At 68.5% G+C, this 23,700-nt stretch carries 20 protein-coding genes; 10 read left to right on the top strand and 10 right to left on the bottom strand.

The genetic code is table 11. The features are described from left to right. Positions 1–3 precede the first annotated feature (3 nt). The 8 genes from sucD (at position 4) to ACX9MO_RS11775 (ending at position 9,699) form a co-directional block, all read left to right on the top strand. A complete protein-coding gene (gene sucD / locus ACX9MO_RS11810) occupies positions 4–888 on the top strand; it encodes a succinate--CoA ligase subunit alpha (protein ID WP_222493326.1) in 885 nt (294 codons plus the stop codon). A 106-nt stretch (positions 889–994) separates the two neighbouring features. Then, positions 995–1,495: a DUF805 domain-containing protein gene (locus ACX9MO_RS11805; RefSeq protein WP_222493328.1), complete on the top strand. Its 501-nt coding sequence runs from the start codon at positions 995–997 to the stop codon at positions 1,493–1,495. Then, positions 1,492–4,452 (top strand): 2-oxoglutarate dehydrogenase E1 component, encoded by a 2,961-nt coding sequence (locus ACX9MO_RS11800; protein WP_462211980.1) that lies wholly within the window; start codon positions 1,492–1,494, stop codon positions 4,450–4,452. The genes ACX9MO_RS11805 and ACX9MO_RS11800 overlap by 4 nt, the downstream gene beginning before the upstream one ends. Before the next feature lie 5 nt (positions 4,453–4,457). Next, positions 4,458–5,978 (top strand): 2-oxoglutarate dehydrogenase complex dihydrolipoyllysine-residue succinyltransferase, encoded by a 1,521-nt coding sequence (gene odhB, locus ACX9MO_RS11795; protein WP_462211979.1) that lies wholly within the window; start codon positions 4,458–4,460, stop codon positions 5,976–5,978. Between the two features lie 183 nt (positions 5,979–6,161). Beyond that, positions 6,162–6,551: an MAPEG family protein gene (locus tag ACX9MO_RS11790; protein WP_462211978.1), complete on the top strand. Its 390-nt coding sequence runs from the start codon at positions 6,162–6,164 to the stop codon at positions 6,549–6,551. A gap of 7 nt (positions 6,552–6,558) precedes the next feature. Further along, entirely contained in the window at positions 6,559–6,972 is a 414-nt protein-coding gene (locus ACX9MO_RS11785; RefSeq protein WP_462211977.1) for an MAPEG family protein, read from the top strand. Between the two features lie 124 nt (positions 6,973–7,096). Beyond that, entirely contained in the window at positions 7,097–8,491 is a 1,395-nt protein-coding gene (lpdA, locus tag ACX9MO_RS11780; RefSeq protein ID WP_462211976.1) for a dihydrolipoyl dehydrogenase, read from the top strand. Between the two features lie 401 nt (positions 8,492–8,892). After that, a complete protein-coding gene (locus ACX9MO_RS11775) occupies positions 8,893–9,699 on the top strand; it encodes a glycosyltransferase (protein ID WP_462211975.1) in 807 nt (268 codons plus the stop codon). A gap of 205 nt (positions 9,700–9,904) precedes the next feature. On the opposite strand, the gene ACX9MO_RS11770 is transcribed toward ACX9MO_RS11775, so the two are convergent. Genes ACX9MO_RS11770 through ACX9MO_RS11755 form a run of 4 tightly spaced genes read right to left on the bottom strand, consistent with a single transcriptional unit; the run spans position 9,905 to position 12,804 of the window. After that, positions 9,905–10,510, bottom strand: a complete 606-nt coding sequence (locus ACX9MO_RS11770; protein WP_462211974.1) for a pyridoxamine 5'-phosphate oxidase family protein — start codon at positions 10,508–10,510, stop codon at positions 9,905–9,907. After that, positions 10,497–11,225, bottom strand: coding sequence for a lysophospholipid acyltransferase family protein (locus ACX9MO_RS11765; protein ID WP_462211973.1), 729 nt, complete (start codon positions 11,223–11,225; stop codon positions 10,497–10,499). Before ACX9MO_RS11765 ends, ACX9MO_RS11770 begins: the two co-directional genes overlap by 14 nt. Beyond that, positions 11,225–12,097: a cell division protein FtsX gene (locus tag ACX9MO_RS11760; RefSeq protein ID WP_222493718.1), complete on the bottom strand. Its 873-nt coding sequence runs from the start codon at positions 12,095–12,097 to the stop codon at positions 11,225–11,227. The genes ACX9MO_RS11765 and ACX9MO_RS11760 overlap by 1 nt, the downstream gene beginning before the upstream one ends. Before the next feature lie 29 nt (positions 12,098–12,126). Further along, entirely contained in the window at positions 12,127–12,804 is a 678-nt protein-coding gene (locus ACX9MO_RS11755) for a cell division ATP-binding protein FtsE (protein WP_222493346.1), read from the bottom strand. A 243-nt stretch (positions 12,805–13,047) separates the two neighbouring features. On the opposite strand from ACX9MO_RS11755, the gene ACX9MO_RS11750 reads away from it, so the two are divergent. Beyond that, entirely contained in the window at positions 13,048–14,061 is a 1,014-nt protein-coding gene (locus ACX9MO_RS11750) for a zinc-ribbon domain-containing protein (RefSeq protein ID WP_462211972.1), read from the top strand. 380 nt (positions 14,062–14,441) lie between these two features. On the opposite strand, the gene ACX9MO_RS11745 is transcribed toward ACX9MO_RS11750, so the two are convergent. The 5 genes from ACX9MO_RS11745 to argH form a co-directional block, all read right to left on the bottom strand. Then, on the bottom strand, positions 14,442–17,093 hold the full coding sequence (locus ACX9MO_RS11745; RefSeq protein WP_462211971.1) for a TIGR02302 family protein: 2,652 nt from the start codon (positions 17,091–17,093) through the stop codon (positions 14,442–14,444). Positions 17,094–17,126: 33 nt separating this feature from the next. After that, positions 17,127–18,392 (bottom strand): diaminopimelate decarboxylase, encoded by a 1,266-nt coding sequence (gene lysA / locus ACX9MO_RS11740; protein ID WP_462211970.1) that lies wholly within the window; start codon positions 18,390–18,392, stop codon positions 17,127–17,129. Positions 18,393–18,627: 235 nt separating this feature from the next. After that, the gene (locus tag ACX9MO_RS11735) at positions 18,628–18,942 is read right to left on the bottom strand and encodes a DUF2834 domain-containing protein (protein WP_462211969.1); all 315 of its coding nucleotides are present in this window, start codon (positions 18,940–18,942) and stop codon (positions 18,628–18,630) included. Beyond that, positions 18,939–19,145 carry a hypothetical protein gene (locus ACX9MO_RS11730; protein ID WP_222493355.1) on the bottom strand — a complete coding sequence of 69 codons (207 nt, stop codon included), beginning with the start codon at positions 19,143–19,145 and terminating at the stop codon, positions 18,939–18,941. The genes ACX9MO_RS11735 and ACX9MO_RS11730 overlap by 4 nt, the downstream gene beginning before the upstream one ends. Then, complete coding sequence (gene argH / locus ACX9MO_RS11725; protein WP_222493357.1) at positions 19,142–20,533, bottom strand: argininosuccinate lyase; 1,392 nt, start codon at positions 20,531–20,533, stop codon at positions 19,142–19,144. Before argH ends, ACX9MO_RS11730 begins: the two co-directional genes overlap by 4 nt. A gap of 22 nt (positions 20,534–20,555) precedes the next feature. Here argH and ACX9MO_RS11720 point away from each other — a divergent pair, with 22 nt between their 5' ends. Further along, on the top strand, positions 20,556–21,164 hold the full coding sequence (locus ACX9MO_RS11720) for a TlpA disulfide reductase family protein (protein WP_462211968.1): 609 nt from the start codon (positions 20,556–20,558) through the stop codon (positions 21,162–21,164). Between the two features lie 251 nt (positions 21,165–21,415). On the opposite strand, the gene ACX9MO_RS11715 is transcribed toward ACX9MO_RS11720, so the two are convergent. Beyond that, a complete protein-coding gene (locus ACX9MO_RS11715; protein WP_462211967.1) occupies positions 21,416–23,611 on the bottom strand; it encodes a primosomal protein N' in 2,196 nt (731 codons plus the stop codon). Between the last annotated feature and the right edge of the window lie 89 nt (positions 23,612–23,700).

The following is a 23,700-nucleotide window of genomic DNA, read 5'->3' as shown; positions in this document are numbered from 1 at the left end:
ACCATGGCAGTTCTCGTTGATGAAAACACCAAGGTGATCTGCCAGGGCTTCACCGGCTCGCAAGGCACCTTCCACTCCGAACAGGCAATCGCCTATGGCACCCAGATGGTCGGCGGCGTGACCCCCGGCAAGGGCGGCATGGAGCACCTGGGCCTGCCCGTCTTCGACGGCGTGGCCGAGGCGGTCGAGAAGACCGGCGCGAATGCCACCGTGATCTACGTTCCGCCGCCCTTCGCGGCCGACTCGATCCTGGAAGCGATCGACGCGGAAATCCCGCTCATCGTCTGCATCACCGAGGGTATCCCGGTGCTGGACATGATGAAGGTGAAAGCCGCGCTGCGCACCTCGAACTCGCGCCTGATCGGCCCGAACTGCCCCGGTGTCATCACCCCCGGCGCCTGCAAGATCGGCATCATGCCCGGCCACATCCACAAGCGTGGATCGGTCGGCGTCGTGTCGCGCTCGGGCACCCTGACCTACGAGGCGGTCAAGCAGACCTCCGACATCGGTCTGGGCCAGTCCTCGGCAGTCGGCATCGGCGGTGACCCGATCAAGGGCACCGAGCACCTCGAAGTGCTGGAAATGTTCCTCAAGGACCCGGAAACCGAGTCGATCATCATGATCGGCGAGATCGGTGGCTCGGCCGAAGAGGAAGCCGCACAGTTCCTCGCGGACGAGAAGAAGAAGGGCCGCTGGAAGCCGACCGCCGGTTTCATCGCGGGCCGCACCGCCCCTCCGGGCCGCCGCATGGGCCACGCCGGCGCCATCGTCGCCGGTGGCAAGGGTGACGCGGAATCGAAGATCGAGGCCATGAAGTCGGCCGGGATCGTCGTTGCCGACAGCCCCGCCACTCTGGGCGAAGCCGTGATGAAAGCCATCAAGGGCTGACCTCTCGCGTCCCGGCCCCATATTGTGGCCGGGACACCCCACGCACGACCCGATCCGGGACCGCCGGGCCGGGAGATCCGCAACGAAGCGAAGCAAAGCCAAGGTCATGGGTTTTTCTGACGCCATCAGAACCTGCCTGCGCAAGTATGTGACGTTCTCCGGACGCGCCTCGCGGCCGGAGTATTGGTATTTCTTTCTCTTCACGCTGCTGCTGGGCCTCGCTGCCAGCATCATCGACAAGGCCGTCTTCGGCGTCTCACCCGACAGCGACGGCCCCGCCAGCGTCCTGGCGTCGCTTTTCGTCTTCCTCCCGATGCTTTCCGCAGGGTTCCGGCGGATGCACGACACCGGCCGCTCCGGTCTCTACCTCTTCTACCCGCTGATCGCCCTCGTGGGCGTGATCAGCTTTGCCACCATGATGGGCGCCGCCGATGCGCTCTCGACCGGCAATTTCGAAGGCCTGTTCACCGGCCTCCTCGGCATCGTCATGATCTTTGCCGTGATCGTCCTCATCCTGTCACCGCTGATCGTCCTGTGGTGGCTCACCCGCCCGTCGCAACCCGGCGCCAATCAATATGGCGCCAATCCCAAAGAGGTCTCCTCATGACCGAGCAGTCTCCAAACGACATTTTCCATGCTTCCAGCTTCATGCAGGGGCAGAACGCCGAATACCTCGAACAACTCTATGCCCGCTATGCCAACGACCCCGCGTCGGTGGACGAAGCTTGGCAGGCCTTCTTCAGCTCGCTCGGTGACGACGGGACCGATGTGAAGAAAGAGGCCGCCGGCGCCTCCTGGGATCGCGCCGACTGGCCGCCGACGCCCAATGACGACCTGACCGCCGCGCTCGACGGGATGTGGCCCGCCCCCGCGGAAGCCAAGGACGCCGGCAAGAAGATCAAGGAAAAGGCCGCCGCCAAGGGTGTCGAGGTCTCCGACGACGCTGTGAAACGCGCCGTGCTGGATTCGATCCGCGCCCTGATGATCATCCGGGCCTACCGGATCCGCGGCCACCTGATCGCCGACATCGACCCGCTGGGGATGCGCGACAAGACCCCCCACCCCGAGCTCGACCCGAAGTCCTACGGCTTCACCGATGCCGACATGGATCGCCCGATCTTCATCGACAACGTGCTGGGTCTGCAGATCGCCACGATGCGCCAGATCATGGACATCGTGAAGCGCACCTATTGCGGCACCTTCGCCCTGCAGTACATGCACATCTCGGATCCCGAGCAGTCGGCATGGCTGAAGGAGCGCATCGAGGGCTACGGCAAGGAAATCACCTTCACCCGTGAAGGCCGCCGCGCCATCCTGAACAAGCTGGTCGAGGCCGAAGGCTTCGAGAAGTTCCTGCACGTCAAGTACATGGGCACCAAGCGCTTCGGCCTCGACGGCGGCGAGGCCCTGATCCCGGCGATGGAGCAGATCATCAAGCGGGGCGGCAACCTCGGCGCCAAGGAAGTCGTGGTCGGGATGCCTCACCGCGGCCGCCTCTCGGTGCTGGCCAACGTGATGAGCAAGCCCTACCGCGCGATCTTCAACGAATTCCAGGGCGGCTCCTTCAAGCCCGAGGACGTGGACGGCTCCGGCGACGTCAAATACCACCTCGGCGCCTCCTCCGACCGCGAGTTCGACGGCAACTCCGTCCACCTGTCGCTGACGGCGAACCCCTCGCACCTCGAGGCGGTGAACCCGGTGGTCCTCGGCAAGGCCCGCGCCAAGCAGGCCCAGTTGAACGACGCTGATCGCACCGCGGTGATCCCGATCCTGCTGCACGGTGACGCGGCCTTCGCCGGTCAGGGCGTCGTGGCAGAATGCTTCGGCCTCTCCGGCCTCGTCGGGCATCGCACCGGCGGCACGATCCACATCGTCGTGAACAACCAGATCGGCTTCACCACCGCGCCGCACTTCTCGCGCTCCTCGCCCTACCCCACCGACAACGCCCTGGTGGTCGAGGCGCCGATCTTCCACGTGAACGGGGACGATCCGGAAGCCGTGGTGCACGCCGCCAAGGTGGCCACCGAGTTCCGTCAGAAGTTCCACAAGGACGTGGTCATCGACATCTTCTGCTATCGCCGCTTCGGTCACAACGAAGGCGATGAACCGATGTTCACCAACCCGATCATGTACAAGAACATCAAGGGTCATAAGACGACCCTTTCGCTCTACACTGATCGCCTCGTGAAGGACGGGCTCATCCCCGAGGGCGAGATCGAGGACATGAAGGCCGCGTTCCAGGCCCACCTCAACGAGGAGTTCGAGGCCGGCAAGGAATACAAGCCCAACAAGGCTGACTGGCTGGACGGCAAGTGGTCGGGCCTCGACCGCGAGAAGGACGAGTACCAGCGTGGCGAAACCGCCATCGCGCCCGAGACCATGCAGGACATCGGCAAGTCGCTGACCTCCGCGCCCGCCGGCTACCCGCTGCACCGCACGGTGGAGCGTCTGCTGGATGCCAAGTCCAAGATGTTCGAAACCGGCGAAGGCTTCGACTGGGCCACCGGTGAGGCACTGGCCTTCGGCTCGCTGCTGACCGAGGGCTACCCGGTTCGCCTGGCCGGCCAGGACTCGACCCGCGGCACCTTCTCGCAGCGCCACTCGGCCCTGATCAACCAGGAGACGGAAGAGCGTTACTACCCGCTCAACAACATCCGCGAGGGTCAGGCCCGCTACGAGGTCATCGACTCGATGCTGTCGGAGTACGCGGTGCTGGGCTTCGAATACGGCTACTCGCTGGCCGAACCCAACGCGCTGGTGATGTGGGAAGCCCAGTTCGGCGACTTCGCCAACGGCGCGCAGATCATGTTCGACCAGTTCATCTCGTCGGGTGAATCGAAGTGGCTGCGGATGTCGGGCCTCGTGATGCTCCTGCCCCACGGCTACGAAGGCCAGGGCCCGGAACACTCCTCGGCCCGCCTTGAGCGCTTCCTGCAGATGTGCGGCCAGGACAACTGGATCGTCGCCAACTGCTCGACGCCGGCGAACTACTTCCACATCCTGCGCCGCCAGCTGCACCGCGACTTCCGCAAGCCGCTGGTGCTGATGACGCCGAAGTCGCTGCTGCGCCACAAGCTGGCGGTCAGCAAGGCCGAGGACTTCACCACCGGCTCCAGCTTCCACCGCGTGCTCTGGGATGACGCCCAATACGGCAACTCGGAGACCAAGCTGGCCGCGGACGACAAGATCAAGCGCGTCGTCATGTGCTCGGGCAAGGTCTACTACGACCTGCTGGAAGAGCGTGACGCCCGTGGGATCGACGACGTCTACCTGCTGCGGATCGAACAGTTCTATCCCTTCCCGGCGATCTCGCTGGTCAAGGAGCTGGAACGCTTCAAGGGCGCCGAGATGGTCTGGTGCCAGGAAGAGCCCAAGAACCAGGGCGCCTGGACCTTCATCGAGCCCAACATCGAATGGGTGCTGGGCCGCATCGACGCCAAGCACAAGCGGCCCGTCTACGCCGGCCGCGCCGCCTCGGCTTCGCCCGCAACGGGCCTGGCCGCACAGCACAAAGCACAGCAAGCAGCGCTCGTTGACGACGCGCTGACAGTCAAAGGGAACTAAGACGCATGACGACCGAAATTCGTGTCCCCACCCTGGGTGAAAGCGTCACCGAAGCGACGGTGGCCACCTGGTTCAAGAAACCCGGTGATGCCGTGGCCGTGGACGAGATGCTCTGCGAGCTGGAAACCGACAAGGTGACCGTCGAGGTCCCCTCCCCCGCCGCGGGCGTGCTGGCCGACATCGTCGCCGCCGAAGGCGAGACCGTGGGCGTCGACGCCCTGCTGGGCAACATCTCGGAAGAAGGCAACGCCGGCCCCGAGGAAGTGAAGCCCAAGGCCGAAGAGAAAGCCGCAGCGGCCCCCGCCGCCGCCGGTGGTGCCTCGGTCGACGTCATGGTCCCCACGCTGGGTGAATCCGTGACCGAAGCCACCGTGGCGACCTGGTTCAAGAAGGTCGGCGACACCGTCGCCCAGGACGAGATGCTCTGCGAACTGGAGACCGACAAGGTCTCCGTCGAAGTGCCCTCGCCCGCAGCCGGCACCCTGACCGAGATCGTGGCGCCCGAAGGCACCACCGTCGACGCCACCGCCAAACTGGCCGTGATCTCCTCGGGCGAAGGTGCCGCCGCCGCGGCCCCCGCCGCTGCTGCCGCTCCGGCCGCCACCACGTCCGCGCCGGCATCGTCGGGCAAGGACGTCGAGGACGCGCCCTCGGCCAAGAAGGCCATGGCAGAGGCCGGCCTCTCGGCTGGTCAGGTCTCGGGCTCCGGCCGTGACGGTCGCATCATGAAGGAAGACGTGGCCAAGGCCATCGCCGCCGGCACCTCCGCCGCCGCAGCGCCCGCCCCGGCCGCCGCACCGCGCGCGCCCGTCGCCGCCGACGACGCGGCCCGCGAAGAGCGCGTCAAGATGACCCGCCTGCGTCAGACCATCGCCCGCCGTCTGAAGGACAGCCAGAACACCGCGGCCATGCTGACCACCTACAACGAGGTGGACATGACCGAGGTCATGGCGCTGCGCAACGAGTACAAGGACCTGTTCCTGAAGAAACACGGCGTGAAGCTCGGCTTCATGTCCTTCTTCACCAAGGCCTGCTGCCACGCGCTGAAAGAGGTCCCCGAGGTCAACGCCGAGATCGACGGCACCGACATCGTGTACAAGAACTTCGTGCACATGGGCATCGCCGCGGGCACGCCCACCGGTCTCGTCGTGCCCGTCATCCGTGACGCCGATGCCATGTCGTTTGCCGACATCGAGAAGGCCATCGCCGAGAAGGGCGCCCGCGCCCGGGACGGCAAGCTCTCCATGGCGGAAATGCAGGGCGGCACCTTCACGATCTCGAACGGCGGCGTATACGGCTCGCTGATGTCCTCGCCGATCCTGAACCCCCCGCAGTCCGGTATCCTCGGCATGCACAAGATCCAGGACCGTCCGATGGCCATCAACGGCAAGGTGGAAATCCGCCCGATGATGTACCTCGCCCTGTCCTACGACCACCGCATCGTCGACGGCAAAGGCGCCGTGACCTTCCTCGTGCGCGTCAAGGAAGCGCTGGAAGATCCCCGTCGCCTGCTGATGGACCTGTAAGATCATGACGGGGCCCGGCAGAACGGCGTCTCCGTCCGGTGGCAGGCTTCCTGCCGTCGGCGGAGGGGCGTGTCGCCGGGCCCCGCTTCTTTCTGCCTGCGCCCGACCGGCCGCAGCGCCCGTTTTCCGCTCTTGCCTTCATGGACTTCCGGATCAGGTGAAGACCTTTACGGAGGACCTCACATGACACCCGAACTCCTCGCCCTCGCCCTCGTGGCTGTCGAACACGCCGTGCTCGTCTTCTGGTCGCAGAAGCTGCTGACCCGCGATGTCGGGATGGAGGGCAACGCCGGCCCGCGCGACGACCTGCCGCCGCTGGCCGAGGACACGATGCGCCTGCGCCGCGCACTTGCCAACCATACCGAGAATTTCCCGCTCTTCATCGGGGCCGTGGTCTGCGTGCTGCTCTCCGACAGCGCCAGCTGGTTCACCGCGCTCTGTGCCGCGATCTACGTCGTGGCCCGCGGGCTCTACATCCCGGCCTACAAGTACGGCTGGGCGCCCTGGCGCTCGATGATCTTCTCCGCAGGCTTCTTCGCAACGGCGGCGATGTATGTCGCCGCGGTGCTCTGAGGCCGCGATGGAACCGCATCTCACAATTCTCGCCCTCGCGGCCCTGCTTCAGGTCGGCCAGATCGTCCTGATGGCGGTGCCCGCGAACCTTGAGTTGGGTACGAAGACCACCACGGGCCCGCGCGATCCGCAGGATGCGCCGCAGGGCAATCCCTATCTGCTGATGTCGCGCCGTACGGGCCGCCTGCACCGGGCGATGAACAACCACTTCGAGGCGCTGATCCTCTTCACCATCGCCACGCTCGTCGTGGTGCTGGGCGAGGCGGCCAGCCCCCTCACCGTCACCATGGGCTGGCTCTACCTCGCCGCCCGGGTGCTCTATATTCCGGCCTATGCCTTCGGCTGGGCCCCCTGGAGGTCCTACCTCTGGGCGCTCGGCCTTCTGGCCACCGTCATCATGCTGGTGGCGGCCCTCTTCTAGGGCCCTCATCTTTCCCGAAATACTCCGGGGGGCCGCGCCATGCGCGGCGGGGGCAGCGCCCCCTCCCCGGCCCAGACCAGACCGATCCGGCGCAGAGGCGCCGCAAAGACAAAGGAGACCTCTCATGGCCCAATACGACGTCATCGTCATCGGCGCAGGCCCCGGCGGCTATGTCGCTGCCATCCGCTGCGCGCAGCTCGGCCTCAAGACCGCCGTTGTCGAAGGCCGCGAGACCCTCGGCGGCACCTGCCTGAACGTGGGCTGCATCCCCTCCAAGGCGCTGCTGCACGCCACGCACCAGTTGCACGAGGCAGAGCACAACTTCGCCACCATGGGCCTGAAGGGCAAATCCCCCTCCGTCGACTGGCCGACCATGCAGGAGTACAAGCAGTCGGTCGTGGACGGGAACACCAAGGGCATCGAGTTCCTGTTCAAGAAAAACAAGATCGACTGGCTGAAGGGCTGGGGCTCTATCCCTGCCGCCGGCAAGGTCAAGGTCGGTGAGGAAACCCACGAGGCCAAGAACATCATCGTGGCCTCCGGCTCCGTGCCCTCCGCCCTGCCCGGGATCACCGTGGACAACGAGGCCGGCCTCGTGGTGGACAGCACCGGCGCGCTCGCGCTGCCGAAGATCCCAAAGAAGATGATCGTGGTCGGCGCCGGTGTGATCGGCCTCGAACTGGGCTCGGTCTACAAGCGCCTCGGCGCCGAGGTGACGGTGGTCGAATTCCTCGACAACATCACCCCCGGCATGGACGGCGAGGTGCAGAAGAACCTGCAGAAGATCCTCAAGAAGCAGGGCATGGAGTTCATCCTGGGCGCCGCCGTGCAATCGGTCGAGACCACCAAGACCAAGGCCAAGCTGACCTACAAGCTGCGCAAGGACGAGAGCGAGCACACGCTCGACGCCGATTGCGTGCTCGTGGCGACCGGCCGCAAGGCCTATACCGACGGCCTCGGCCTGGCCGACCTCGGTGTCGAGATGACCGACCGCGGTCAGGTCAAGACCGACGCCCACTGGGCCACCAACGTGAAGGGCATCTATGCCATCGGTGACGCGATCACCGGCCCGATGCTCGCCCACAAGGCCGAGGACGAAGGCATGGCCGTCGCCGAGGTCATCGCGGGCAAGCATGGCCACGTGAACTACTCGGTCATCCCCGGCGTGATCTACACCCACCCCGAGGTCGCCTCCGTCGGCGCCACCGAGGAGAGCCTGAAGGCCGAGGGCCGCGCCTACAAGGTCGGCAAGTTCCCCTTCATGGGCAACGCCCGCGCCAAAGCCGTCTTCGCCTCCGAGGGCTTCGTGAAGATCATCGCGGACAAGGACACCGACCGCGTGCTCGGCGCCCACATCATCGGGCCGGCAGCCGGCGACATGATCCACGAGATCTGCGTGGCGATGGAATTCGGCGCCTCGGCGCAGGACGTCGCCCTGACCTGCCACGCCCACCCGACCTACTCGGAAGCGGTGCGCGAAGCAGCACTCGCCTGTGGCGACGGCGCGATCCACGTCTGATCGCCTGCCCCGGGGGCGTCTCCGGCACCAAGGGTCTGAAGGGCCGCCCGCACAGGGCGGCCCTTTTTCGTGGCGGACAACGATCCGTTCGTTCACCCGCTACGTCGGTTCCCGCCCCTACCGGCTCGGCAACCGGGTCACGTCCTGTCCCCCTGCACCGGGTCATGCGCGGGCTGCCCCGCGCCGCGTCTTGCCCGTGCCGCCCCTACACGTGGCCCCTCGCGCTCCCCTGCACAGGGTCATGCGCAAACCGCCCCTGCACCGTCCCCCACGGGTACCGCACCATGCCCACCGCCATGTCGCGCGAAAGTCTTCGCCTCCCCCGGCAAATGTCCTAGCTTCCGGGGAACGCCGTCCTGTCGCCCTGCAGGCCCGCCTGTGGCGCCCCAGCCAAAAGCCCGATGCCTGATCCACTCGTCTCCGTCCTGATCCCCGCCTACCACGCCGCGGCGACGCTGCCCGCCGCGCTGCGCTCCATCGCCACCTGCGGCCTGCCCCCGGAGGCGGTGGAGATCGTCCTCGCCCCCGACGACGGGCAGGCCTATGGCGACCTGCTGTCCCAGACGCCGGGCTTGCGCTGCCTGCCCCCCGGCCCGGTGGCCAGCGGGCCGGGCGCCACGCGCAACCGCGCCCGCGCCGCCGCACGGGGCGCGTGGCACGCCTTCCTCGATGCGGATGACACATGGGCGCCCGGCTACCTCGCCGCGCTCCTGCCGCTGGCACAGGCCCATGGCGCCGCCTTCGGGCGGACGCGCATCCTGCGCGGCACGGCGCCCGCGCTGGACCTGCCGGGCACCGCCCGCGCGGAGATCACGCTGGAGACTTTCGGCACCACGGGGGCAAGCTTTCACCCGGTGATGGCCGCCGCCCTCGCCCGGCCCTTCCCGGACCTGCCCGCGCAGGACGTGGCCCATGCGGTGGACCTGCTGGCCCGCCTCGGCGGCAGCGCCCCGCTGGGCGAGGCGACCTACGAGTTGCACCTGCGCTGCGACAGTACGACCGCGCAGGAGGATTTCTCCGCCCGGGTCGCCGCGGCCTATGCCGCCTACGCGCGCGCCTTCGAGGCCTCGGACCTGCCGCCGGAGATGGCGCACCGCGCGGCGCGGGTGTTCCGGGACAAGGCCGCGCTGAATGCGGCCTACGCGGCCGAGGGACAGGGGCGCGCCTTCTATGATTTCGTGGCGGATCGGCTGGCGCGCACCTGGTGAGGCTCCAGCCGGAATTTTCGAAAATTCCGGTCCGTTTTCTTCGAAGAAAACGGGCAAGGCCCGCTGCCGGGCACACCCCTCAGACAGGGACCTATAAGAATTTTAAGGAAAATTCTTCGCAAAAGTCTTGTTTCAAGACTTTTGGGGGGCTCTGCCCCCGCCGCCCGAGGGGCGGCTCCCCCGGAGTATTTCGGGAAAGATGATGTTACCAGAGGCTCTTGGCCGCGCGCTCGGGCCAGCTGCGGTCATAGTCCGCGCCGCCGACCTCGCCACTGGTCATCTCGGCGAGGATCTGGCCCACCGTGGGCAGCCCCGCACTTTCGTCGCCGGCGGTCCAGAGTCGGGCGCGCATCAGGGCGCGGGCACACTGGCTGTAGATCTCCTCGATCGAGATCACGATCACCGTGCGGGGCTGCTTGCCCTTGAACTCGAACCGCGCCAGCAGCGCGGGATCGGCGGTGATCCTCGCGGTGCCGTTGACCCGCACCGCGTTGTTGGAGCCGGGCACGAGGAACATCAGCGACAGCCGCGGGTCGCGCACGATGTTGCGCAGCGTGTCGATCCGGTCGTTGCCCTTCCAGTCCGGCAGCGCCAGCGTCGTCTCGTCCAGCTCGGTCACCACGGGGCCGTCGTCGCCGCGCGGGCTGCCGTCGGTGCCCTCGGGCCCAACGGTGGAAACGACGCAGAAGCGGCTCGCCATGATCCACTGGCGGTAGAGGGGCGTCATCCGGTCCGCCACCTTGCGCATGGCCGCCGCGCCGGGCGTGCCGTAGTGCGCCTCCAGCGCCTCGATGCTGTCAATGAACTCCATCGGTCCGTCCTTCCGCTGCATCCATGAGCCGGTCCGAGGCCGTCTCGATCCGGTCTTCCAGCGTTGCCATGAACTCGGCCCGGGGCAGGCCCGGGGGCAGCGTCTCGAGGAATTCCACCACCGCGAGCCCCGGCTTGCGCAGCATTCCCCGGCGCGGCCAGAAGAGGCCCACGTTGGTGGCGGCGGGCACGCAGGGCTGGCCGGTTTCGTGGTAGAGCACTGCGGTACCGGTCTTGTAGGGCATCTTGACCCGGGGCGCGACGCGGGTGCCCTGCGGGTAGATCACCAGCTGCCCGGCGGGCGCGGTGCCCGAGGTCACCTCCTGCACCATCTTGCGCATCGCCGCGGCCCGCTTGCCCCGTTTCACCGGCACGCAGCCGATGCGCTGCGCGTACCAGCCGAGGATCGGGGCAAAGCGCAGCTCGTCCTTCATGATGAACTTGGGGCGGCGCAGCTCGCTGCACAGGATGATGATGTCGAAGAAGCTCTGGTGCTTGGAGGCGATCAGCACCTCCGCATGGGGCACCGGCCCGCGCAGTTCCGAGTGCAGCCCGCAGATCACCCGCGCCGTCCAGCGGACATAGCGGCAATAGGTGTTCACGCCCCTGTAGGCGCCGGTGCGGCTGAAGAGCGCCCAGGGCCCGAAGACAAGCGCCGCCACCACCATGGCGAGGTACATCTGCACCACGAAGATCACCGAGCGGATGTATTGCATCAGGCGAGGTCCTTCAGCGTACGGTTGGCCGCGCTGCGGGTGGCCCAGAAGGCCACGGCGGCGGCCACCGGGGGCACCACAAGCGGCCAGAGCCATTGCAGACCCTGGAAGCCGAGGCCGGTGAGGAAGCCGCCCTCGTCCTGCGCCGCGGGCAGCGCCAGGATGGCGAGACAGCCCGCGATCATCCCGATCCCCGCGCCGACGAGGGCCCGGATCGTGAAGCGGCGCACGAAGGCGCGGGCGATGAAGACGTCGCGCGCGCCCACGAGGCGCAGCACGGTGATGACCTGCGCATTGGCGGCAAGGGCGGCATTGGCGGCCAGGGTGATCACCGCCCCCATCGCCCCGCCGATCAGCAGGATCGACAGCCAGCCGAGCGCGCGCAACCGTTCCGCCGCCCGCACGAGGGGCCGCCGCCAGCGGCTGTGATCGTCGAGCACGGCGCCCGGCACCTCGGCCTGAAGGCGCAGGCGCAGGCCCGCGGCATCGAAGCCCTGGGGCTCTTCCACGATCTCGATCAGCTGCGGGATCGGCAGCTCGTCCACCGGCAGGTCGGGCCCAAACCACGGCGCCAGCAGGGCGCGCTGCTCGTCCGAGCCGAGCGCACGGGCCGTGGCGACCCCCTCGGTCGTCTCCAGCACCCGCAGGGCGGCCTGGGTCTGGGCCTCGATCTGGTCTTCGGGGGCCGAGATCCGCAGCGTGGCGGAGCGCGCCAGCTCCGCGCCCCAGTCATGGGCCAGCCGCCCCGTCGCCAGCGACAGTGCCAGGGCAAAGACCGCGAGGAAGGCCATGACCGCCGAGGCAAAGAGCGTCAGCGAGGCGGTGAATCCCGTGGGCGGCACCACGCGGTCCGCCGGGCCCTCGCCCGACATCAGCGTGTTGAAACGGTCGCGCAGCGCCTTCACAGGTCCGCCCCCGCCAGTTGCAGCCGCCGGTTCACGATCCGCAGCACGCGGGCCTGCACCTGGCTCTTGGTGGAGCGGATGATGCCGAGGTCGTGGGTGGCGATCATGATGGTCTTGCCCATGCGGTTCAGCTCGATCAGCAGGGTCATCAGGCGCTGCGACATCTCGTAGTCGACGTTGCCCGTGGGCTCATCCGCGAGGATCACGTCCGGCGACATGATCACTGCGCGGGCCAGGGCCGCACGCTGCCGCTCGCCGCCCGACAGCTCCGGCGGCAGGGCCTTGGCGCGGTGGCTGAGCCCGCACCAGCCCAGCAGGTCCTTGAGGTTGGTCTGCTCCTGCAGCGTGTCCCGGCCCGAGACGATCAGCGGCAGGGCCACGTTCTCGGCCAGCGGCAGGTGGTCGAGGAACTGGCAGTCCTGGTGCACCACGCCGATCCGGCGCCGGGTCATGGCGACATCGTCGCGGGTCATGTCGCGCACGTCGCGGCCGAAGAGCTGCGCATGGCCCGCGGTCGGCGTCAGCGCGCCGTAGCAGAGCCGCAGGAAGGTCGTCTTGCCGCTGCCCGAGGGCCCGGTGAGGAAGTGGAACGATCCGGGCGACAGCTTCAGCGAGACCTCGCTCAGCAGTTCGCCCCCGCCATAGCTATAGGCCACGTTTTCCAGTTCGATCACGGCTTGCCCCTCTTCGGGCCCGGCGGACCCGCGTGATGCCGCGGCTGCATGGTGCCGCGATGATGCTTCCTTTTGCACGAGAGCGGCGCCGGTTTCAATCTCCGGGGTCCCGTCGGCGGCCCCCGGGCCACGGCTTTGATCCGGCGTGCAAACCCGCCTGTCTTTGGGACTTTTTTCCGCCGCCCGGAGACCATATGCTAGGCGGAACGGAGCGAGGCATCCGAGGGAAACGAAAGGGATAACATGCGGCTGGTCTGCCCGAACTGCGGCGCGCAATACGAGGTGCCCGACGAGGTGATCCCCGAGGCCGGGCGCGATGTGCAGTGTTCCGCCTGCGGCGACACCTGGTTCCAGCATCACCCGTCCCATGCGCCTGCCCTCGAGGCGGACGAGGCTGCGCTCGCCCCCGAGGCAGCGCCCGTCGCCGCCTCAGGCCACATCCCCGAGGACACAACCGGGGCCAAGGGCGCAACCGTGCCAGAGGAAGCCGCAAACCCCGTCCATGCGGAGGACGCGGCAGACGACACAGCGGGGGACGCCGACACGACGCCTGTCCGCGAGACCGCGGAGGCCGACGACGGCTTCGACGATTTCCCGGCGCCGGCCCATGATCCCGACCGTGACATCATCGAGGACGACGAGCCCGAGGATGCGATCATCCCGCCCGCCGTTCCCGCCCGGTCGCGCCGGCTGGACCCCGGCGTTCAGAACGTGCTGCGCGAGGAGGCGGAGCACGAGGCCCGCCGCCGGGCCGCCGAACAGCAGACCGGGCTCGAAAGCCAGCCGGACCTCGGGCTCACGCAGCCCTCCGAGGACCCCAAGGACCGGGCCGAGACCGCGCGCCGCCGCATGGCACAGGTGAAGGGCGAGACGACGCCCCGCGCCACCGCCTCCCCTGCCGCCATCGAGGATGCTGCCACTGCCGAGGCCACCTCGCGCCGCGACCTGCTGCCGGACATCGAGGAGATCAACTCGACCCTGCGCAGCAAGGGCGAGCGCCGCGCCGCCAGCACGCCCGCCGCCGATGCCGACACCGCCCGCGAACAGCGCCGCGGCTTCCGGATCGGCTTTGGCCTGACGCTGATGGTGACGGCACTGGCGATCATCGTCTACGTCAATGCGGACAAGCTCGCCCTGCGCTATCCGCCCGTCGCGCCGACGTTGCAGAGCTATCAGACCAACGTGAACGAAGGCCGCCGCTGGCTCGACACCAAGGTGGCGAACCTGCTGGCCTGGCTGGAGTCCGACGGCGCCTGAGCCCTCCAGCCGCCGCGCCCGCCCTCTCCTGATCCACGGCCAGCGTCCTGCTGGCCGTCTTCGTCTCCGCCCCTGCGCACGAAACGGCTCGGCTCGGCTCGGCTCGGCTCGGCTCGGCTCGGCTCGGCTCGGCTCGGCTCGGCTCGGCTCGGCTCGGCTCGGCTCGGCTCGGCTCGGCTCGGCTCGGCTCGGCTCGGCTCGGCTCGGCTCGGCTCGGCTCGGCTCGGCTCGGCTCGGACAGCGGTGCTGCGAAGGCAGCCGCCGCGCAAGCGCCTTTCACCGGATCAGACCGCCCTTGACGAGAAAGGCCCCGCCGCCAAGGCAGGGCCTTACAGAGAGCTTTCCCTTGGGCCTCTCAGCGACCGGTCAGACGTAGGGGCTCAGAACCGGTCCAGCAGGCGGCGCAGGTAGTCGAGTTCCTCCTGCGGGCGATCCCCCTCTCCGGAGCGGCGGCGGATCTCGTCGAGGAGATCGCGGGCGCGGCGGTAGACGTCTTCGCCCTGCAACATCTCTTCCTGATTGCCCAGCGACCCGTTCGAGCCGGCGTTGCGGCCCAGCGGATCGTTCTGTTCACCACCCGCATTGCCCTGTGCCTGACCCTGCTGGCCGCGCATCTGGCGTTCCTCTTCGGCCACGGCCTCGCCGAGGTTGCGCATCCCCTCGCGGAGCGCCTCCATCGCCTCGGACTGGCGGTCGATCGCCTCGGCCAGATCGTCCTGCCGGAGGGCTTCCTCGGCGCCTTCCATGGCCCGTTCGGCCTGTTCCAGCGCCTCGCGGGCCGCGTCACCGGCTTCGGAGCCCGCGCCGGGCAGGTTGCCGCGCTGGCGGTTCAACTCGTCGCGCAGGGCGCGCTGCCGCTCGGCGAGGTTCTCGCGCGGGTCGCCGCTCTGACCGTCACCCTGGCCCTGCCCGGGCTGGGCCTGCTGGCCGCCCTGTCCCTGCTGCTGGCCGGGTTGCTGGCCCTGCTGGCCGCCCTGCCCCTGCTGGCCGGGCGCCTGCGGCAGGCCGTCGTCGTTCTGGCCCATCTGGCCCTGACCCTGCTGGCCCTGTTGCCCCTGCTGGCCTTGCTGACCCTGGTTGAACTGCCGCTGCAGGTCCTGGAAGGCATGGTCCGAGAGGCCCTGCTGATCGCGCAGCGTTTCCGCGAGCCCCTCCATGGCCTGCTGGCCGGGGCTCTGCTGGCCGCCGCCCTCGCCCTGGGTGACGCGCATGTTCTCCATCATCTGCTGGAGTTCCTGCAGCGCCTGCTGGGCCTCGGCCATGCGGCCTTCTTCCATCAGCTCCTGGATGCGGTCCATCATGCGCTGCAGGTCATCCTGCGTCATGCGCATGGCGTTCTCGGACATCTGCTGGTTCTGCTGGCCGTCCTGGTTTTCCTGCTGGGCCTGCCGCGACAGCTGGCGCAGGTAATCCTGCGTGGCATCGCGCAGCTCCTGCATCAGGCGGGCGATCTCCTCCTCCGAGGCACCGCGCTTCATCGCTTCGGTCAGCTGTTCCTGGGCGCGCTGCATCCGCTCCATGGCGTCGCCGATGTCGCCCTCCTCGAGCAGCAGGGCGAGGTCCCACAGGGCCTCGGCGATCTCGTCGCGCTGCGGATCGGTCAGGCGGGCGTACTGCGTGATCGTGTCGAGGCGGCGCAGCACGTGACGGTAGCGCAGGTAGGTCGTCTCGTCATCGAAGAGCCCCTCCGGCTGCCACGAGATCGCGCGCATCACCTGCACGATGTCGCGGGCGCTGTCGCGGTTCCAGAGCAGGTCACGGCGCTGCTCGATCACCGCGGCGGCGAGCGGATCGAAGAAGGTGCGCGCGGCAAGCCGCATGGCCTGCCGTTCCGAGATGCCCGTCTGGCCGGCGGCGTCCTCGGCCTCCAGCTGCACCACGACCGGAAGATTGGCCCAGGGATGCTTGGAGAAATTCTCGATCAGCGTCTCCTCGAATTCGGCCCGGTTGCCGGCGATCGGCAGGGGCAGCGGCAGTTCGATGACGGTCTCGTCCTCCGGCTCGGGCGCGAGGCCATAGCGGCGGTCGATATTGGCCATGTCGAGCGCGATCAGCGCACGCCCCCCGATGACGCCGTAGTCGTCCATGGCCTTGAACGGCAGGGTCATCTCGCCCTCGGCCGAGGCCTCGGCCAGCGAGGTGACACCGATCTGCGGCGGCAGGTCGGGGATCACGGCGATCTTCCACGCCCGGCCGCCCGGGCCCTCGATGGCAATGGCACCGTCCTGCGAGATGGTGAAGTCCTGGCTCAGCGCCGCGCCCTCCTCGCCCGTGGCCTCCACCGGGCGGCCCGAGACCGCCTCGTTGACCACCAGTTCGCCCGGGGCGCCGTAGAGCCGCAGGGTGACGCGGCTGCCCGTGACGGCGGTGAGCTGTCCGGGCTGGATATCGTTCAGGTAGAGCACCGGCAGGCCGGTATAGGCGGGCGGCTCAAGCCAGCCCTCCCACGAGGGACCGGCGGCCAGTGCGGCCCCGCCGGTGCCCGGCGTCATCTGGGTGACCGAGGACACCCGCCAGACCGAGCCGAAGATCAGCGCGGTGACAAAGCCCATCAGCGCAATGTAGCGCAGGCCGAAGGGATCGCGGGTGGACATGCGCAGGTCGGGCTTCACCGCATGGGCGCCTTCGGCGGCGCGGGCCATGCGGGTCTGGTGTGCGGCCCAGATCGCGGCAGAGGCCGCGTCCTCGCCACCGATGGCCTGCGCATCGCGCAGCGCCTGCAGCGGACGGCCCTTCAGCGAGGCATCGAGCCGCGCCTCGGCCTCGGCGGCGGAGGGGAAATGGAAGCGCCGGACCCCGCGCCAGAGGAACCAGACCACCGCCACGAGGGCGATCACGGCCACGGCCCAGACAAGCTCCAGCGGGGCGATGTCCTGCAGGCCCAGCATCAGCGCCCCGGCCACGGCGATCACCACGGACCACAGCGGCCAGAAGGCGCGGGTCAGGCGTTCGGCCAGCATACCGGCGCGGGTGAGCAGAAGGGCGGGCGCCAGCTGGCGCAGGGTCTGGGTCAGCGGTGTCTGTTCAGGCATCTTCCGGTCCAGCGGCCTGACACGGGCATCGCGTCAGAGCCATTCCGGAAGGGTATCGCGATTTATGATTTCCTCAAAGCTCGGTCGCTCACGGATGACAGCGAAGTGATCATCTTTAACAAGAACTTCAGGGACCAGCGGCCGGGTGTTGTACTCGCTCGCCATCACCGCGCCATAGGCCCCGGCGGAGCGGAAGGCGACGAGGTCGCCCGCCGCGAGCGTCGTCAGGCTGCGCTGCTTGGCAAAGGTGTCGCCGCTTTCGCAGACCGGGCCCACCACGTCATAGGCGGCCTGTTCGGCGCCGGCCTCGGGCTCGACCACGGGGACGATGTCGTGGTGCGCCTCGTACATGGCCGGGCGGATCAGGTCGTTCATGGCGGCGTCGAGGATGAGGAAATCGCGGCCCTCGCCCTGCTTGAGGTAGATCACCTCGGAGACGAGGATACCGGCGTTGCCCGCCACGAGCCGGCCCGGTTCGATCTCGATCTCGCAGCCCTTGTCGCCCAGTACCTCCTTGATGAGGTTGCCATATTCGACGGGCAGCGGGGGCGCCTCGTTGCCGCGGGTGTAGGGAATCCCGAGGCCCCCGCCAAGGTCGAGGCGGCGGATGTCATGGCCGTCCGCGCGCAGCCGGTCCACCAACTCGCCCACCTTGGTGAAGGCGAGGCGGTAGGGCTCCAGATCAGTCAGCTGCGAGCCGATGTGCACGTCGATGCCCACGACCTCCAGCCCCGGCAGGGCGGCGGCGGTGGCATAGACCTCGGACGCGCGGGAGATCGGGATGCCGAACTTGTTCTCGGACTTTCCGGTGGCGATCTTGGCGTGGGTCTTTGCATCCACGTCGGGATTCACGCGCACGGCAATCGGCGCGATCACGCCCATCTCCGAGGCGACCTCCGAGAGTGCCTGCATTTCGGGCTCCGACTCGACGTTGAACTGGCGGATGCCGCCCTCGAGCGCCGCGCGCATCTCCTCGCGGGTCTTGCCCACACCGGAGAAGACGATCCGGTCACCCGGCACGCCCGCCGCCTTGGCCCGCGCGTATTCCCCGCCCGAGACCACGTCCATGCCCGCGCCGAGCTGCGCCAGCGTCTTGAGGATCGCCTGGTTGCTGGCGGCCTTCATGGCGTAGCAGACCACGTGGGGCATGCCATCGAGCGCCTCGTCGAAGAGGCGGAAGTGCCGGGTCAGCGTGGCGGTGGAATAGATGTAGACCGGGGTGCCGACCTTGGCCGCGATCTCGGCCACGGGCACGTCCTCTGCGTAAAGCTGTCCATCGCGGTAGAGAAAATGATCCATGGTCGCTCCCGGTAGATATGGCCTGCAGGTCAGGGCTTGCAGCGGTCTACACGGGGTGGCGGCGCGGCGCAATTGGCGCTTGTGCGCAAGGGCGGGACCCGGGGAAGACCCGGGGGCCAGCCCCCGGACCCCCGGGATATTTCGGAACAGTGGATGAGGGGGACGGCGGGGTGCGCGGCGGCGGGGGCTCGGGCTGTCAGATGGGCCCGTCAGATGGGGCCGTCAGATGGGGCCGTCAAATCGGGCGCGTGCGCAGGAAGAGGTAGAGCGGCAGGCCGCAGCTGACGCCGATCAGGAAGGTCGCGGGGATCGCGATCAGGGCGGTGAAGTTGCGGCGCACCGCGACCTCGGCCAAGATCCAGAGTGTCAGCGCCACGGCGGCGATGATCAGGTCCCACATCAGCCCGGTGCTGGCGGCATTGGCGGTCCAGCCCGCGGTGAGGCCCGCGAGGCTGAGACCGTGTTCGGCAATCCACCCGGCGAAGTGGATCATGGGATGGACCGCGCCCCAGAGGGCGAGGCCGAGGTAGGCCAGCCGGAGCGGGCTCATCGCCGGGTGACGACGCCGAAGCGGGCATTGCCCGACACCGTGACACCGCTGCGGGTGTCGGCGCCGAGCTCGATGTCCATGCCGTTGGCCGAGGTCGGGCGGATGATCTGCTCGCGCTCCTTCGGGGGGCCGTTCACGCCGCAGGCCGCCACGACGGCGAGCGCCGCGAGGGCGGGGATGAGACGGAGAGTGGGGCGAGTCATGACAATGTGTCCTTCCAGCGGGCGATCTGTTCGCGCACCCGCGCGGGCGCGGTGCCGCCGTAAGACATACGCGATGCGACCGAATTGTGCACGCCCAGGACGGTAAACACTTCGTCGGTGATGGCGCCGTGGACCTCCTGCATCTCGGCCAGCGAGAGATCGGGCAGGTCACAGCCCTTCGCTTCCGCCTTGGCGACGAGGGAGCCGGTGACATGGTGCGCATCGCGGAACGGCATGCCGAGGGCGCGGACCAGCCAGTCGGCGAGATCGGTCGCGGTGGAGAAACCCGCGCCGGCGGCGGCTTCCAGGGCCGGGCGGTTGGCGGTCATGTCGCCGACCATGCCGGTCATGGCGGCGAGCGCCAGCATCAGGTTGTCGGCGGCGTCGAAGACCTGTTCCTTGTCCTCCTGCATGTCCTTGGAATAGGCCAGCGGAAGCCCCTTCATCACCATGGTCAGCGCGACATTGGCCCCGAAGATCCGCCCGATCTTGGCGCGGATCAGCTCGGCCGCGTCGGGGTTCTTCTTCTGCGGCATGATCGAGGAGCCGGTCGAGAACCGGTCCGAGAGCACGACGAAGCGGAACTGCGCGGAGGACCAGATCACCAGCTCCTCGGCCATCCGGCTGAGGTGCATGGCGCAGATCGAGGCGCAGGACAGGAATTCCAGCGCGAAGTCGCGATCCGAGACCGCGTCGAGCGAGTTCGCCGCCGGGCGGTCGAAGCCGAGCGCCTCGGCCGTCATGTGGCGGTCGATCGGGAAGGAAGTGCCGGCCAGGGCCGCCGCACCGAGGGGCGATTCGTTCATCCGCGCGCGCGCGTCGGTGAAGCGCGAGAGGTCGCGGGAGAACATCTCGACATAGGCCATCATGTGGTGGCCCCAGGTCACGGGCTGCGCGGTCTGCAGGTGGGTGAAGCCGGGCATGACCCAGTCGGCGCCGGCCTCGGCCTGTGCGAGGAGCGCCTGCATCAGCGCCTTGAGCCCCTCGATGGCCGCGTCGACCTGGTCGCGGGTCCAGAGGCGGAAGTCGGTCGCCACCTGGTCGTTGCGCGAGCGCCCGGTGTGGAGCCGCCCGGCGGGTTCGCCGATGACCTCCTTCAGGCGGGCCTCGACGTTCATGTGGATGTCTTCGAGCGCGGTGGAGAAGGTGAAATCGCCCGCCTCGATCTCTGACAAGATCGTGAGAAGGCCTTCCCGGATCGCCTCGGCATCTTTATCGCTGATGATGCCCTGCGCCGCGAGCATCGCGGCATGGGCCCGCGAACCGGCGATGTCCTGCGCGGCCATGCGCTTGTCGAACCCGATCGAGGCGTTGATCGCCTCCATGATCGCATCGGGCCCGGCGGCGAAACGGCCGCCCCACATCTGGTTCGAGGTTTTCTGGGTCATGAGGTCCGCCTTCGGAGGAAAGATGGTCACGCTGCATCGGAGATGGCAGGAGAAAGTCAATAACGTCTCGTTCAGGGCGGTTCTTTATACGGCTCTGGCGCTCGGCGCAAATGCTGCCCTGCTGGGCCCCCTGCCCGCCATGGCCGCGCCCGAGAGGGGCGCGCTGGAGGCGCTGCGCGAAGGCTCCCTGAAGGGGCTGTCCTTCCATGCGGAGCCGAAGCCGGTGCCCGTGGAGGTGCTGGAGGACGGTGCCTCGCTGGAGGACTACCGGGGCAAGTACGTGCTGCTGAACTTCTGGGCCATCTGGTGCGCGCCCTGCCGCGAGGAGATGCCGACGCTGGCGGCCCTGAATGAGGAATTCGGGGGCGAGGACTTCGCGGTGGTGACACTGGCCTCGGGGCCCAATGCGCCGCCCGCGATCAAGAAGTTCTTCGGCGAGATCGGTGTGGAGGGCTTGCCGGTGCTGCGCGACCCCCGGTCCAAGACCGCGCGGGGCGTGGGGGTGATGGGCCTGCCGGTGACCATGATCCTCGACCCCGAGGGACGCGAGATCGCCCGGCTGACGGGGCCCGCCGACTGGCATTCGGAGAGCGCGCGGGCGATCGTCTCGGCGCTGATCGAGGGTGAGTGAGCGGTGTGGCTGACCGGGTGGTCAGGGCCATGTCCACGAAGCATCCGGCCTTGGTCCGGCTCGGCGGCCGGTTCACGCGGTGAGGTCTCGCCCGTGGCTGCGCATTCGCGGGCCGGCTGGGTGAGCGAACAAGAATTTTAAGGAAAATTCTTGGGAAAAGTCTTTCTGAAAGACTTTTCCGGGGGGCTGCCTGCCCCCCCTGGCCCCTGGCGGGGCCAGTCCCCCCGGGGATATTTTCGAGCGAAAGATGGTCAGTAGAAGCTCTGCGGATCGATGTCGACCGCGAGGCGCATGTCCCTGGGCAGGCGCGCGGGGGCGAGCCATTTCGTGATCGCCTGTTGCAGGGGCGCGCCCTTGGGGGCCTTCACCAGCAGGCGGACACGGTGGCGGCCGCGGATGCGGGCGATGGGAGCGGCGGCGGGGCCGAAGAGCTGGGCGCCGATCTCGCGCAGGGCGTCGTCGTGGCGGGCCAGAGTGGTGCCGAACTGGAACGGCGCCTGCGGATCGGGGGAGGAGAGGATGATGCCCGCGAGGCGTCCGTAGGGCGGCATGCCCGCGGCGCGGCGCTGGTCGGCCTCGGCGCGCCAGAAGCTCTCCTCGTCCCCATCGAGGATCGCACGGATCACCGGGTGCTCGGGCTGGTAGGTTTGCAGGAGCGCCGCGCCCTTGCGCTCGGACCGCCCCGCCCGGCCCGCAACCTGCCGCATCAGTTGGAAGGTGCGCTCCGCCGCGCGCAGGTCGGAGCCCTGAAGCCCGAGGTCCGCGTCAATGACCCCCACCAGCGTGAGCAGCGGGAAGTTGTGCCCCTTGGCCACCAGCTGGGTGCCGATGATGATGTCGGCCCCGCCCTGGGCGATGGCCTCGATCCCCGCCTTCAGCGCGCGGGCCGAGCCGAAGAGGTCTGACGACAGCGTGGCGATGCGGGCGTCGGGGAAGAGTTCGGCCGCTTCCTCGGCGAGGCGTTCGACGCCGGGGCCGATGGGGGCGAGCGTGCCTTCCGCCTCGCAGGAGGGGCATTTTTCCGGCATCGGGCGGCTTTCGCCGCACTGGTGGCAGACGAGGCGCTTGAGGAAGCGGTGCTCCACCATGGAGGCGGAGCAATGCTCGCATTCGATCTGCTCGCCGCAGGCCCGGCAGAGGGTCACCGGCGCATAGCCGCGGCGGTTGAGGAAGAGGAGCGCCTGCTCGCCCTTCTCCATCCGCTGGCGGACCTCGCCCTGCAGCGAGGGCGAGATCCACTTGCCGGAGCTCATCGCCTCGGAGCGCATGTCGATCGCGTCCATGTCGGGCAGGATCGCGGGACCGAAGCGGTCGGTCATGTCGATGCGTTCGTACTTGCCTGCCTCGGCATTGGCCCAGCTTTCGAGGCTGGGCGTGGCGGAGGCCAGCACGACCCGCGCCCCGCAGATCGCGGCCCGCAGCACCGCCATGTCGCGGGCGTTGTAGAGCGAGCCGTCCTCCTGCTTGTAGGAATTGTCGTGTTCCTCGTCGACGACGATCAGGCCAAGGTCGCGGTACGGCAGGAAGAGCGCGGAGCGCGCGCCGACCACCAGCTGCGCGCCGCCCTGCCCGACCATCTTCCACGCCCGGCGCCGTTCGGTCATCGTCACGCCGGAGTGCCATTCGGCGGGACGGGCGCCGAAGCGGGCCTCGACCCGGGTCAGGAACTCTGCCGTCAGGGCGATCTCGGGCAGCAGCACGAGGGCCTGCCGGCCGAGCTTGAGGCATTCGGCCACCGCTTCGAGGTAAACCTCGGTCTTGCCGGAGCCTGTGACGCCGCGCAGCAGCGTGGTGCCGTAGCTCTCGGACTGGAGGCCCGCGCGCAGCCGGGTGGCGGCGTTCTCCTGATCCCCGGTCAGCGGCTTGCCGGAGCGGTCGAGATCGAGCGCGGGATAGGGCGCGTCGCGGGGTGTGGCCTCTTCCAGCACGGCGCCCTGGGTGACGAGGCCCTTGACGACGGAGGAGGAGGTGCCGGCCATGTCGGCCAGTTCCTTCAGCGTGAAGGCAAGCCCGCCGTAGTCCTCGAGCACCGCCAGCACGCGGGCGCGGGCATCGGTCATCCGGTCCGGCGTCTGGTCGCCGAGGCGATAGACCTTCTGCATCGAAGGCGGATCAGACAGGCCCGGCACCCGGGTCGCCAGCCGCAGCATCGAGTCGATCGGCGTCAGCGTGTATTCCCCGGCGCGGATCAGGAATTCGCGCAGTTCGTCCCGCATCGGAGCGACGTTCAGGACGCGGGTCACGGGACGGATCTTGGCATAGTCGAAATCGCCCCGCCCCGGGCCCCAGACCACGCCCAGCACCTGCCGCGGTCCCAGCGGCACCTGCACGTAGGCACCCTGTGCGCAGCCGCCCTCGGGCGCGCGGTAATCCAGCGTGCGGTCGAGCGGTTGCGTCGTCAGCACGTTGACGAGCGCGCCTTCGGCATAGAATTCGGGCTGGTCCACCTGTCGCTCCCGGGCGGTGAGGGGGTTTCGGGAGGCCACACTATGCGCTAAAGCCGGGGCGAGAAAGTCAAACCCGGCGGAGGGGCTGT

It is taken from the genome of Pseudooceanicola profundus (assembly GCF_054919315.1).
This window is presented reverse-complemented; position numbering and strand designations above follow the sequence as displayed.

What these genes read in the sequence shown, in the direction of transcription:
- sucD (WP_222493326.1), top strand. Translation starts at nt 4, where the DNA reads ATGGCAGTTCTCGTTGATGAAAACACCAAGGTGATCTGCCAGGGCTTC.
- ACX9MO_RS11805 (WP_222493328.1), top strand. Translation starts at nt 995, where the DNA reads ATGGGTTTTTCTGACGCCATCAGAACCTGCCTGCGCAAGTATGTGACG.
- ACX9MO_RS11800 (WP_462211980.1), top strand. Translation starts at nt 1,492, where the DNA reads ATGACCGAGCAGTCTCCAAACGACATTTTCCATGCTTCCAGCTTCATG.
- odhB (WP_462211979.1), top strand. Translation starts at nt 4,458, where the DNA reads ATGACGACCGAAATTCGTGTCCCCACCCTGGGTGAAAGCGTCACCGAA.
- ACX9MO_RS11790 (WP_462211978.1), top strand. Translation starts at nt 6,162, where the DNA reads ATGACACCCGAACTCCTCGCCCTCGCCCTCGTGGCTGTCGAACACGCC.
- ACX9MO_RS11785 (WP_462211977.1), top strand. Translation starts at nt 6,559, where the DNA reads ATGGAACCGCATCTCACAATTCTCGCCCTCGCGGCCCTGCTTCAGGTC.
- lpdA (WP_462211976.1), top strand. Translation starts at nt 7,097, where the DNA reads ATGGCCCAATACGACGTCATCGTCATCGGCGCAGGCCCCGGCGGCTAT.
- ACX9MO_RS11775 (WP_462211975.1), top strand. Translation starts at nt 8,893, where the DNA reads ATGCCTGATCCACTCGTCTCCGTCCTGATCCCCGCCTACCACGCCGCG.
- ACX9MO_RS11770 (WP_462211974.1), bottom strand. Translation starts at nt 10,510, where the DNA reads ATGGAGTTCATTGACAGCATCGAGGCGCTGGAGGCGCACTACGGCACG.
- ACX9MO_RS11765 (WP_462211973.1), bottom strand. Translation starts at nt 11,225, where the DNA reads ATGCAATACATCCGCTCGGTGATCTTCGTGGTGCAGATGTACCTCGCC.
- ACX9MO_RS11760 (WP_222493718.1), bottom strand. Translation starts at nt 12,097, where the DNA reads ATGTCGGGCGAGGGCCCGGCGGACCGCGTGGTGCCGCCCACGGGATTC.
- ACX9MO_RS11750 (WP_462211972.1), top strand. Translation starts at nt 13,048, where the DNA reads ATGCGGCTGGTCTGCCCGAACTGCGGCGCGCAATACGAGGTGCCCGAC.
- ACX9MO_RS11745 (WP_462211971.1), bottom strand. Translation starts at nt 17,093, where the DNA reads ATGCCTGAACAGACACCGCTGACCCAGACCCTGCGCCAGCTGGCGCCC.
- lysA (WP_462211970.1), bottom strand. Translation starts at nt 18,392, where the DNA reads ATGGATCATTTTCTCTACCGCGATGGACAGCTTTACGCAGAGGACGTG.
- ACX9MO_RS11735 (WP_462211969.1), bottom strand. Translation starts at nt 18,942, where the DNA reads ATGAGCCCGCTCCGGCTGGCCTACCTCGGCCTCGCCCTCTGGGGCGCG.
- ACX9MO_RS11730 (WP_222493355.1), bottom strand. Translation starts at nt 19,145, where the DNA reads ATGACTCGCCCCACTCTCCGTCTCATCCCCGCCCTCGCGGCGCTCGCC.
- argH (WP_222493357.1), bottom strand. Translation starts at nt 20,533, where the DNA reads ATGACCCAGAAAACCTCGAACCAGATGTGGGGCGGCCGTTTCGCCGCC.
- ACX9MO_RS11720 (WP_462211968.1), top strand. Translation starts at nt 20,556, where the DNA reads ATGGTCACGCTGCATCGGAGATGGCAGGAGAAAGTCAATAACGTCTCG.